The organism is Streptomyces sp. NPDC040432, from assembly GCF_055595445.1.
Genome location: NZ_JBVIVP010000003.1, coordinates 658,816 through 670,113 on the forward strand (window position 1 = coordinate 658,816; position 11,298 = coordinate 670,113).

Genomic DNA, 11,298 nt, shown 5'->3' on the forward strand with positions numbered 1-11,298 from the left:
AGTTCGGGCGGGGCGCCGGGACGGCCCGCCGCGCTGGCGCTGTGCAGGAGAGGACGAGCTCATGGCCGCGGAACCCGTCATCGTCGAAGCCGTACGCACCCCCATCGGGAAACGCGGGGGCGCGCTGGCCAACCTCCATCCCGCCTACCTCCTCGGCGAGACCTACCGCGAACTGCTCGCCCGAACCACCATCCAGCCCGACTGCGTCGAGCAGGTCGTCGGCGGCACCGTCACCCACGCCGGCGAGCAGTCGATGAACCCGACACGCAACGCGTGGCTCGCCATGGGCCTCCCGTACGAGACCGCCGCGACCACGGTGGACTGTCAGTGCGGCAGCTCCCAGCAGGCCAACCACATGGTCGCCAACATGATCTCCGGTGGGGTCATCGACGTCGGCATCGCCTGCGGGGTCGAGGCCATGAGCCGCGTGCCGCTGGGATCCGGCTCCAAGCACGGCCCGGGCAAGCCGTTCCCCGACGAATGGAACGTCGACCTCCCGAACCAGTTCGAGGCCGCCGAACGCATCGCCCGTCACCGGGGCCTGACCCGCGAGGACGTCGACGCGCTGGGCCTGCTCTCCCAGGAACGGGCCGCCACCGCCTGGGCCGAGGAGCGCTTCAAGCGCGAGACCTTCGCCGTTCAGGTGCCCACCACCGAGGCGGAACAGGCGGCCGGACAGGGCATGTGGCGCCTCGTCGACCGGGACGAGGGCCTGCGCGACACCAGCATGGAGGCCCTCGCCCGGCTCAAGCCGGTCATGCCGACGGCCGTGCACACCGCCGGGAACTCCTCGCAGATCTCCGACGGCGCCGCCGCCGTGATGTGGGCCTCCCGCAAGATGGCGCGCGCGCTCAAACTGCGCCCGCGGGCCCGCATCGTCGCCCAGGCCCTCGTCGGATCCGACCCGCACTTCCACCTCGACGGACCCATCGACGCCACGCGGGCCGTACTGGGCAAGGCCGGCATGTCCCTCAAGGACATCGACCTCGTCGAGATCAACGAGGCCTTCGCCTCCGTGGTCCTCAGCTGGGCCCGGGTCTTCGACCAGGACCTGGAGAAGGTCAACGTCAACGGCGGCGGGATCGCGCTCGGCCACCCCGTCGGCGCGACCGGCGCCCGCCTGATCACCACGGCGCTGCACGAACTGGAACGACGCGACAAGGAGTTCGCGCTGATCACCATGTGCGCGGGCGGCGCGCTGGCCACGGGCACGATCATCCAACGGCTCTGAATTCGTGGGGGGTGGGGTGGGGCGCTTCGGCCCCGCCCCACCGCCCCGTCACGGCAGCGGTCGGGTGCTGACCCGGTCCAGCAGGACGATGTTCGGATTGCAATCCGCAGCCCGCACCGCCACCGAACCGTCCGGCTTCCGGTCGACCAGGAGCAGGCTGAAGTCGGCCAGCGCCTGGAGCTGCGTCGGCTCGACCGCGTACTCGTACACGCGTTGCCGACCCTGGGCGTAGCTGGTGTTGGTGCCCTCACTGGTCGTGTGCGAGGTCGACTCGTTCGTCGAGTACGTCGTACTCGTCGACGTCCCGGTCGTCTCGCTGTAACTGCCGCCGGAACTGCTGGAACTGCTGGACGCGAACGGGTTCGGCCCGCTGTCGTAGGAGCTGCTGCTGCCCCAGTTCGACCCCCGGGACACCGACTCGCTGTACGTGGTGCCCTTGCTCACCGACGACCCGACGGTCTTGGCGAGCGAGGTGCTGATCGTCGTGCCCTCCGTGTCCGTCAGCGAGTGCAGGACGAACGAGTACTGGCGGCCCAGGAAGTCCGCCGCGATCCCGGCCTCCTGGTGGTTGCCCAGCCTCATGAACCCGACCGTGCCACCGCCGATGACGTCCTGCGAGCTTTCGCGCAAGTGCGGGTGCAGGACCGTGAGCTGCGCGCCCCGCCGCTCGCAGATTCCGGCCAACTGCTCCAGGTAGCGCCGCTGGATTCCCTGCTCCCCGAGCGCGATGACCACCGACGGCGCCGTCTCCGGGAAGGTGGCCAGGCGTCGGGTGACGCTCTGCACCGCCAGGTCGGCCAGCATTTCGCTACTGGCCGATCCGGTGACGAAGTCCAGCGCGATGCAGGTGAGGTAACCCGGCCCGCGCCCGGCCCGCTCGGCGCCGAGGCGTTCCAAGGGGTGCAGGAGGGAGGCGAGCCGCAGCAGGCTGTCCCGCATCTGGTCCTTGTTCTTGTCGCCCACCAGGTCGTCCGCGATGCGGTTGCGTTCCGCCCGCGTGAGGGCCCCGGTGTCGTCGATCTCACCCATCAGTGCTCGCAGACCCGCACCGAGACGAGCCGGAGTGACGTCGTCCCCGAGGGCCCCGCACAGCTGCTGGAGGATCCTGGTGTCGAGGGCGCGACCGGTCCTGTTGGCCTCGGAACCGTCCGCGTACACGGCCTCGACCAGGCTGTCGACCAGCTCCGACGGCGTCAGGCCGCTCACGATCCCGCTCTCGGACATCCGGCTCGGCAACAACTGGACGTCGACGGGGACATCGGCGAGCTCGGCCAGCGAGGCCAACTCCTGGCAGATCAGGGCCTGTGTCAGGTCGAGGACGATCAGCGGCTGCTGCTGGAGCGTCGAGGCACCGAAGACCGTGAGGAACCCCTCCCGGCTGCGCTGGCTGCCACCGAAGAGGTCCAGGCGCCGGGTGTTCGGACCCGCCGGGAGCGCGCCCCACGCGTCGTGGCCGTTCACCCACGCGTCCTGCGCCGCGGCGTGCTGCGTTCCGCGCCGGTGCCAGTCGTGCCAGGCGTACTGGAAGTGCTGCTCCAGTTCGGCGTGCTTGGCCTCCAGCTGTGTGCCGGCCGTGGTCGCCGTCCGTCCGGAGTGGACGACCAGGGCCAGGCACACCGCCGCGGCCATCACGGCCAGTACGGCCATGGCCGCGCCCGCCATGACGGTCAGCAGCAGGAGGAACAGGACGATCCCGCCGCCGGCCTTGGTGACGGAGGCCTTGCGCGACTCGTGGGCCAGCCGGGCGGCGTGCGCCCGGTTCTGGAACGCCACGGGTACGGGATGGCGGTGCGGCTCCGGCTCGGGGAAGGGCGTCCGCAGCGACTCCGGGTCGCGATAGGTCCATCCCAGCCGCTGTCCGGGGGCGAAGAGCCGAAGGAAGTGCTCGGGCAGGGACGCCCCGGGCTCGGCTCCCGGCGGACCGGTCGGGGCTTTCGCGTCGGTGTCGGTCAGCGGGGACGTCATGCGACCGGACCTCCGGTGGGTGCGGTGGGGCCGCCCGGCCCGGTGGGGCCGACCACGAACGGTTCCAGGGCGCGGATGCGCTGGACCAACGGCGGGTGCGTGGCCATCAGCCGGGCCGTCAGGCGCTGCCCGCGGCGCTCGTCGTCGTGGCCCTGATCGTGCCAACCGGTCAGGGTGGCCAGCAGCAGCGGTCCGTAGCCGATCTCCGCCGCGAACCGGTCGGCCCGCAACTCACCGAGCCGCCCCGCCCAGGCGAGCAGGAACGGGACCGCGAACAGGGCCAGCGCGGGCGGGAAGACGGAGGCCAGGGTGATGGCCACCGCGCCGACGAGGACGGCGAAGAGCAGCGCGCCGAGGCAGGCGATCTGTGCGGCGATCAGGAAGACGAACGTCACGACGAACTTCACGACGTACATCACGATCCGGGCCGGGAACGCGTACCAGACGCCGAGCAGTCCGGACCAGGCGTGGCCGCCGACGTGGTGCCCCAACTCGTGGGCGAGGACCGCGGCGAGCTGGTCCGGCGGCAGTCCGTTCAGCGACTTGCGCGTCACGCTGACGATGTGGCCCGCGGCGGCGAACGCGTTGACCTGGTCGCTGTCCTCGACCCACAGGTCGTAGCCCGCACCATCGACCCCGGCCTGCCGGGTGACGCTCTCCCAGAGCGGCCGGAGCTTGGCCAGCTCGGCCGCCGTGGGTTCGCGGACCTTGAACAGGATGCGTGCCAGGGCGCGTTCGGTCGGGCGGTGGAACATCAGCGCGCCGGACGCGAGCCACGCGCCGATGAACAGGAGGTCCAGACCCGGCGGCATCATCCGGGAGATGAGCCAGATGATCAGAAAACTGCCGCCGAACAGCGGCAGGTTGAGCAGGAGCGTGGTGATGGAGGGGGAGTCCGCGCCACGTCGCGTGGGCGGCGGAGCGGTCGGGTCGTACGCGGGTGCGTGGGCGGGGACCCCGCCGGCTATCGACGGCTGCCCCGGCTGCGGGTATCCGGGCTGCCGATACTCCGGCGGGTAACCCGGCTGCGGGTGCGCGAGCGTGGGTGCCACGGGCGGGGGAGGCGTGCTCGGGGCGGGGTACTGACCCGGTGCGGGCGCCGGTGCGGGCGCCGGAGGGTGCCCGGTGCCCTGGAAGCCCGGGGTGGGCAGCGCCCCGAAGGTGCCGGACGCGGGTGACTGACCGTAGGGCGCGTACGGCTGCTGCGGTTGCGGCGGGCCTGCCGGGTGGCCCGCGGCCTGCGCCGGGGGCCCGGCGGGGTATCCCGGCGGCTGGGTCGGGGGAGCCGTCGGGTGGGCGGGCGGCTGGTGCGGCGGCGCGGCCGGGTGTGCCGAAGGCGCCGCGGGGTACGCGGGAGGTGCCGCCGGATATGCCGGAGGAGCGGCCGGGTACGTCGGAGGAGCGGCCGGTTGGCCCGGGGCCTGTGCCGCGGGAGCCGGCGGGTACGGTCGGTCCTGCGGCGGGTGGGCAGGCCACCCCTGAGGCGCCGGCTGCTGCTGCCCGTACGGCTGCGGCGGCGCCTGGGGAGGGTTCGGCGTGCCGGATTCGCCGCCACCCGGAAGGTTCTGCGGTTGTCGAGGATCGACGGGTTGGTTCAAGGAAGTCCGCCCTGTTGGTGCAAGGCGCGCAAATGGCGCTGGTATCGAAACAGTTGGACAGATGCCGACCCGGCAGACGATCCACGGGGCACCCCCAGTGATTCGACTCGCCCCCGAATCCGCCGAAGCGGAGAGTCATTCATCGGCCTGTAAGCGAGACATGCTGCATCACCCGTGACGCGGCGTCCAGTTCACTTCCGCGTACTGGACCACCTTCGCGCAAGGATGAGGAAACTCCTCTTGATCGACTCTAGGATGCTGCCCACGAGACCGATCGACTGGGGGGCGACTGTGTCGACGACGCCGCACGAGCACGACCGGGCCGGGGACGGCGAGGTGTGGCACCGCCTGCTGAGCATGCCCACCTACGCCCTGGTCGAGGTGCCGCGCCGCCGGCCCGACGCGGCCCACCCCTCCGGACCCGACGACGACCTGCGCGGACACCGGTACGCGGCCCTGGTCTCCGCCTTCCACGCCCGCGACCCGCACGACCCGGGCCGGGGCGGCGTCCTCCTCGGCTGGTCCCGGCCCTCGGCGGCCCACCCCCTGGACGTCTTCCTCGGCGGCGCCTCCCTGGCCGGTGGCGACGACGCCACCGACCCCGGGACCGCCCTGCTCCGGCTGCCCGCCGGAGCCCGCGCACGACGACGGCCCCCGGGCGCCATCGCCGGCACGCTGGCGCACTTCGCCCACTGGACGGCCGTCGCCGGCGTCGCCGACGGACTCCTCGTCGACGACGAACCCCGGGACCAAGGGGCGCCCCGACTGCGTCCCACCCTGGAGGACTGCCTCCTCGGCGTGTGGCAGGACGCCTTCGCCTGGCTGGTGCTGGCGGACCCCGTCCTGCCGGACGACCTGGAGGAACTCACCGGCGACGCCGCGGACCGGCAGCGCCGGGCCCAGTCCAAAGCGGCGGGCTCGCCCGAATACGCCCTGGAATCGGCCCGGTTGGAGCGCCGACACAAGGAACTGGCCAAGGCCGCGGCCACCGGCCTGTGGCGCATCCGCCTCCTGGCGGGCGGCCGGACGCCCGAGGACGCCCAACGGGTGGCCGCCCTCGTCTGCGCGTCCGCCGACCTCGAAGGGCTCCCGTACGCGCTCAAGCCGACCGGACAGGTGGGCGACCTCCCCACCGTGCTGACGGGCGACCCCGACGGCCGCCACCTCCCGGAAGCCGGGAGCACCCCGTTCCACGGGAGTTCGGAACTGCTCGCCGCCCTGGCCCGGCCCCCGGCCCACGAGGTGCCCGGCGTACGGTTCGGCCTGCGCCCCGACTTCGACGTGACCCCGGAACACGGCACGGCCCGTCCCGCCGAGCCCGGAGCCGGGCCGATCCGACTCGGCACGATCCTGGACCGCAACCGCGGCCCCGTCGGCGCCCTGGACCTGCCGCGCTCCACGCTCAACCGGCACACCTTCGTCTGCGGGGCGACCGGCGGCGGCAAGTCCCAGACCGTGCGCGGCCTGCTCGAAGCGGCCACCCGGGAGGGCCTGCCCTGGCTGGTCGTCGAACCGGCCAAGGCGGAGTACCGGTTCATGTCGGCCCGTCTGGGCGACGCGCACGAGGTCATCGTCATCAAGCCCGGTGACCGCGACGCCCTCCCCGCGGGCCTGAACCCGCTGGAGCCGTCCGTCTTTGCGAACGGCGAACGCTTCCCCCTGCAAACGCACCTCGACATGGTCCGCGCCCTCTTCCTGGCCTCCTTCGACCCGCAGGAGCCCTTCCCGCAGGTACTGAGCGCCGCTCTCACCCGCTGCTACGAGGACCTCGGCTGGGACCTGACCCTCGGCGAACCGAGGCACGCAGGCACCGAGCCCCGCTACCCGACGCTGGAGGACCTGGAACACACGGCCCTCAAGATCGTCGCGGAGATCGGCTACGGCAAGGAGATCACCGACAACGTCCAGGGCTTCATCAAGATCCGCCTCGCCAGCCTGCGGCTCGGCACCACGGGCCGGTTCCTGGAGGGCGGCCACCCCATCGACTTCGGCGAACTGCTCAGCCGCAACGTCGTCTTCGAGATCGAGGACGTCGGCGACGACAAGGACAAGGCCTTCCTGATGGGGACCATCCTCATCCGGCTCGTCGAGTACCTGCGGATGGAACAGCGCACGACCCGCCGGATCTCCTTCCCCCTGCGGCACCTGACCGTCTTCGAGGAAGCCCACCGACTGCTGCGCCGCTCGGAGGACGGCGGGGCGAGCGCGCACGCCGTGGAAATGTTCGCGGGGCTGCTCGCCGAGATCCGCGCGTACGGGGAGGGTCTGGTGATCGCCGACCAGATCCCGGCCAAACTCGTCCCCGACGTCATCAAGAACACGGCCGCCAAGGTCGTCCACCGGCTCCCCGCACAGGACGACCGCGAGGCCGTCGGCGCGACGATGAACATCACCGAGGCGCAGTCGGAGTACCTGGTCACCCTCAAGCCCGGTGAGGCCGCGGTGTTCACCGACGGCATGGACTATCCCCTGCTGGTCCGCATGGAGGACGGCACGGCGCGCGAGGACGCCGCGGCCATCCGCCCGGCGTCCCCGGCCCCGATGGTCGCCGCGCGCAGCGGCGCGTGCGGCGAGGGCTGCTCGACCGCGCCGTGCACGCTCCGACAGCTGCGCACCGCGGAACGACTGACCGACGAGGCCGAACTCCGCATCACGCTCTGGGCCGAAATGGCCGTGGCGTCGCACCTGTTGGGCTGGGTGACACCGCTGCCGGGAGAGGCGATGCGCCGTTCGCTGGAGCCGTACCGGACCGAGGGGCGGCGCCTGGTGGAGTGCGCCATCGGCCAGGCGGTGGACCGGGCCGTGCACAGCCGCGTCGGAGCGCCCGGCTCACCGGGGGCACTGGCCGGGCACGTCGCCGCGATGATGCGGGCCCAACTCGACGGCCACGACCCGTGCCCGGTCGCCGAGCCACGCTGGAAGGCCCGCAAGGGGACGAAGACCCGGCAGTACTACCACGGGCGCGGGACGCCGTCCGTCCTGGAGCGCACCGTCGGCTGCGCGGACCCGTCGGAGGACTGGTCGAAGCGGTTCGCCGCCGCACTCAAGTGCTTCGAACGCAGGCCGCGCAAGGCGGCCGTGCCCGAACCGTCCACGGGGGACACGATATGAGCGAGCTCGACACGGCACCCTCGGACGCCCCACAGCCGCCTCCGCCGCCGGACCTCCCGGAACCGGAGCCGGTCGGCGAACCCCAGGAGGCGCCGGAGGCGACGGAAGCGGCGGCGGAGACCGGCGAAAGCGCCGAAACCGTCGCCGCCTCCGATGCCCCGTCGACGGACGACGAAGCCGAACCGGAGGAGCCGGGGGGCCCGGAGGAAGGGGTGAACCCGGAGACTGCCGAGGAACCCGAGGGCGCGGAGGCCCCCGCAGCGAGCGAGGGCGTGGAGGAATCGGAAGAGCCGGCCGACCCCGAGGAACCGGAGGAGGTGGACGAGCCCGAGGAACTGGAGGAGGCGCAGGACCCGGAGGAGCCCGAGGAACACGTCGATTCGGGGGAGGACGGGGCGGCCGAGGAGGTCACAGCCGAATCGCGCATACACGAAGTCGAAGACCCTTCCGCCACCGAAGTGCCCGACGAAGCCGAGGCGCCGCTCGAACCTACCGAGTCTGCCGAGCACATCGCGCCCGCGGGCGGTGCGGAGAGCGAGAGACTCCGCACCCCGGACGGTGATGAGGGTGATCTCATGGACGACGGTTCCGTGCCGGCGGCGGTCGATGAGGACGACGAGCCCACCGGCCCGGCGAGTGACAACGCCGCTGGGGAGCAGGTGGATTCGTTCAGCGAACCGAAGGCCGAAGCCGAGTTGGACTCTTCCGAAGTCGAAGCGTCTTCCGCCGTTGACGGTGTCGACGAGTCGGTTGGGCAGGCGAAACCCGCCGAGCACGACGCATCTTCCGCGTCCGAAGGTGGTCCGGACGGCGACACGCCCCACTTGGAACCCGCGTCCGAGCAAGCCGACGAGTCCGATCCGCTTGTGGTCCGCGCTCACGTGGATGGTGAGTCGTCGGAGGAGTCGGGGGAGCCGGAGACTGCCTCCTTCGGAGACGTTCTGGGGCGGATGCGCGACGTGGTCTCCCCGCGCAAGGAACCGACCGACCAGGCCGAGGACAAATACGTCACGGTCGACCGACCGGCCTTCAACGACTTCGCGATTCCTGAGGAGAACACGGTCCTCTACCGCTACGGATCCCCCTTGGACGGTCCCGACGGCAATCGCACCCCCCTCTTCGACGGCCCGCCCACCCGCGAGCAGACGAAACAGGGATCCCTCAACGACTGCGGCATCATCGCCACGATGGGGGCGGTGGCCGGGCACCGCCCCGAAGCGATCGCCGGATGCATCAAGGAGAACGGCGACGGTACGTACGAAGTGAGCCTGCACCAGACGAAACGCACCTTCGACGGGGACTGGGCCCACTTCGAGCCGACGGGGAAGCGCACCGTGCTGACCGTCACTCCAGAACTTCCGGTGTTCTACGCGACACCTGATCAGCCGGCCTACGCGAAACCGGCGGGCGGAGTGGCGTGGGGACCTGTTCTGGAGAAGGCGATCGCGGGAGTCGATCAGGCCGATGAGAGCCGTCGATCCGCCTCTTCCGGGTACCAGAGGCTTGACGCCGGGAGTCGTCCCGGAAATCGGGCGGAACTTCTCACCCAACTGACCGGTGTTCCTGCATACACTGAGGATTTTCCTGGCCAGTACGACATGAATGGGCGCAGTCCGGACAAGCAGTTGCTTGATATCTTCCGGGGGAAGTTGGCGGAAGGGAGCCCTGTGCTGGTGGGTACAATCCACCGAGGCAAGTCGGAATCTCCTCTTCCGCACGGGCTTTTCTCAGGTCACGCCTACGAAGTGACCGAGGTGGACGAGCAGGGTGGGATTCACATGCGCAACCCGCACAACATGCTTGACCCCGAGGTGCTTTCCGTTTCGGATTTCAAGAAGTACGTAAAGAATCGCTACAGTGCGTTGGAGTCGATCTGATGGTCAATGAAATCAGGCTGCGGCAGGGAATCCCCTTCGAACTGGGGGACGTGACTTTCGTGGTGAGGCATGTCCGTGTACCGGACGAGGGGCCCATCTCGGTTTCCCTCTTCGTTGTTGCCGATGCCGAGCGTGAACATGTTCTTGAGATCGGAGATGTTTTCACCGCCCGGAGCGATAGTTGGTCATTGGACCGGCTCGACGAGTTCCCCGACGCCGGCCTTCTGGTCGTCGTCCGAAAGGTGCAGTAGCGCGGAGGCCTCGCGGGAGACCGCGGGACCGGTGCGATTGTCGCTGTGGCGCGCTATGCCAAGGATGGAGAGAGGGCGATGGCGAGAGCAGAGTTTTACGTGTCGGCGGACGTGGAGGCCGACGGGGCGATTCCCGGGCCGTTCTCGATGTCGAGCTTCGGGCTGGCGGTCGCGGGGGTGCGTGACGCGGGCGGGTTCCGGGCGGTCGACGTCGGCGAGCGGACCTTCTACGCCGAGCTGAAGCCGATCAGTGACGCCTTCGACCCGGAAGCCATGGCGGTCAGCGGCCTGGACCGGGACGGGCTGGTGCGGGAGGGCCGGGATCCGGCCGAGGCCATGAACGCGGCGGCCGCCTGGCTCACCGCGGTGTCCGAGGAGCTGTCCGCCACTCCCGTGTTCGTCGCCTACCCGCTGGGCTACGACTGGATGTGGATCTACTGGTACTTCATGAGGTTCGCCGACTCCGGCTCCCCGTTCGGGCACTCCCGCTGCATGGACCTCAAGACGCTGTACGCGGCGAAGGCCGACGTGCCGCTGCGCGACGCGACGAAGCGGTCGATGCCGAGTCACCTGCTGTCCACGCGGCCCCACACGCACAACGCGCTGGACGACGCGATCGAGCAGGGCGAGCTGTTCCAGAACCTCATGCGCTGGAAAGGCTGACGCGCCCGAGCGGGCGGCGGTCGCGGACGGTGGAGCGGGTCCGGATACGCAAAAACGCCCAGCCGGGAGTTCGGCCGAGCGTGCATGCGTTCGTGCGTTCGTACGTGTCCTGGGTTCCGCCGGTGGCTCAGTACCAGTCCGGTGGCTCAGTACCAGTGGTGGGTCTGCCAGAAGTTCCAGGCGCCGACGGGGCTGCCGTAGCGGGAGTTCATGTAGTCCAGGCCCCACTTGATCTGGGTGGCGGGGTTGGTCTTCCAGTCGGAGCCGGCGGAGGACATCTTCGAGGCGGGGAGGGCCTGGACGAGTCCGTAGGCGCCGGAGGAGGCGTTGGTGGCGGTGTGGTTCCAGCCGCTTTCACGGGAGACGATGTTGTTGAACGCCGCGAACTGTGCCGGGTCCTTGATCATCTGCTGGGCGACGGCCTTGGCGCTCGTGGGTGCCGCCTGGGCGGGGACCGTGGCGAGCATGGAGCCGGCGACGCCGAGGGCGACGACGGTGCCCGCGAGGGCCTTCTTCGAGGCGGCGATGCGGCGGATGACGGTGTGGGACACGGATGCACCTTTCGACGGGGACAGGGCGGTCGCCGCACGCCGAAGGCGTGC

Annotated in this window: 8 protein-coding genes; 5 read left to right on the forward strand and 3 right to left on the reverse strand. The window is 70.7% G+C overall.

The window, feature by feature from the left end; genetic code table 11:
* The first annotated feature begins 61 nt into the window (after nucleotides 1–61).
* The gene (locus ACZ58N_RS10100; protein WP_471157485.1) at nucleotides 62–1,231 is read left to right on the forward strand and encodes a steroid 3-ketoacyl-CoA thiolase; all 1,170 of its coding nucleotides are present in this window, start codon (nucleotides 62–64) and stop codon (nucleotides 1,229–1,231) included.
* A gap of 48 nt (nucleotides 1,232–1,279) precedes the next feature.
* Here the strand turns inward: ACZ58N_RS10100 and ACZ58N_RS10105 are convergent, their stop codons facing one another.
* The gene (locus tag ACZ58N_RS10105; protein ID WP_471157487.1) at nucleotides 1,280–3,196 is read right to left on the reverse strand and encodes a hypothetical protein; all 1,917 of its coding nucleotides are present in this window, start codon (nucleotides 3,194–3,196) and stop codon (nucleotides 1,280–1,282) included.
* Nucleotides 3,193–4,248: a M48 family metalloprotease gene (locus ACZ58N_RS10110; protein WP_471157489.1), complete on the reverse strand. Its 1,056-nt coding sequence runs from the start codon at nucleotides 4,246–4,248 to the stop codon at nucleotides 3,193–3,195. Before ACZ58N_RS10110 ends, ACZ58N_RS10105 begins: the two co-directional genes overlap by 4 nt.
* Nucleotides 4,249–5,034: 786 nt before the next feature.
* On the opposite strand from ACZ58N_RS10110, the gene ACZ58N_RS10115 reads away from it, so the two are divergent.
* The 4 genes from ACZ58N_RS10115 to ACZ58N_RS10130 all read left to right on the forward strand — a co-directional run bounded on the left by ACZ58N_RS10115 (nucleotide 5,035) and on the right by ACZ58N_RS10130 (nucleotide 10,696).
* A complete protein-coding gene (locus ACZ58N_RS10115; protein ID WP_471157490.1) occupies nucleotides 5,035–7,905 on the forward strand; it encodes an ATP-binding protein in 2,871 nt (956 codons plus the stop codon).
* The gene (locus ACZ58N_RS10120) at nucleotides 7,902–9,782 is read left to right on the forward strand and encodes a C2 family cysteine protease (RefSeq protein ID WP_471157491.1); all 1,881 of its coding nucleotides are present in this window, start codon (nucleotides 7,902–7,904) and stop codon (nucleotides 9,780–9,782) included. Before ACZ58N_RS10115 ends, ACZ58N_RS10120 begins: the two co-directional genes overlap by 4 nt.
* Nucleotides 9,782–10,033, forward strand: coding sequence for a DUF6406 domain-containing protein (locus ACZ58N_RS10125; RefSeq protein WP_471157493.1), 252 nt, complete (start codon nucleotides 9,782–9,784; stop codon nucleotides 10,031–10,033). Before ACZ58N_RS10120 ends, ACZ58N_RS10125 begins: the two co-directional genes overlap by 1 nt.
* A gap of 78 nt (nucleotides 10,034–10,111) precedes the next feature.
* Nucleotides 10,112–10,696 carry an exonuclease gene (locus ACZ58N_RS10130; protein ID WP_471157494.1) on the forward strand — a complete coding sequence of 195 codons (585 nt, stop codon included), beginning with the start codon at nucleotides 10,112–10,114 and terminating at the stop codon, nucleotides 10,694–10,696.
* Nucleotides 10,697–10,842: 146 nt separating this feature from the next.
* On the opposite strand, the gene ACZ58N_RS10135 is transcribed toward ACZ58N_RS10130, so the two are convergent.
* The gene (locus tag ACZ58N_RS10135) at nucleotides 10,843–11,247 is read right to left on the reverse strand and encodes an aggregation-promoting factor C-terminal-like domain-containing protein (protein WP_471157495.1); all 405 of its coding nucleotides are present in this window, start codon (nucleotides 11,245–11,247) and stop codon (nucleotides 10,843–10,845) included.
* Between the last annotated feature and the right edge of the window lie 51 nt (nucleotides 11,248–11,298).

Bases quoted from the DNA above. Each gene is read 5' to 3' on its own strand.
- ACZ58N_RS10100 (WP_471157485.1), top strand. From the start codon at position 62: ATGGCCGCGGAACCCGTCATCGTCGAAGCCGTACGCACCCCCATCGGG.
- ACZ58N_RS10105 (WP_471157487.1), bottom strand. From the start codon at position 3,196: ATGACGTCCCCGCTGACCGACACCGACGCGAAAGCCCCGACCGGTCCG.
- ACZ58N_RS10120 (WP_471157491.1), top strand. From the start codon at position 7,902: ATGAGCGAGCTCGACACGGCACCCTCGGACGCCCCACAGCCGCCTCCG.
- ACZ58N_RS10125 (WP_471157493.1), top strand. From the start codon at position 9,782: ATGGTCAATGAAATCAGGCTGCGGCAGGGAATCCCCTTCGAACTGGGG.
- ACZ58N_RS10130 (WP_471157494.1), top strand. From the start codon at position 10,112: ATGGCGAGAGCAGAGTTTTACGTGTCGGCGGACGTGGAGGCCGACGGG.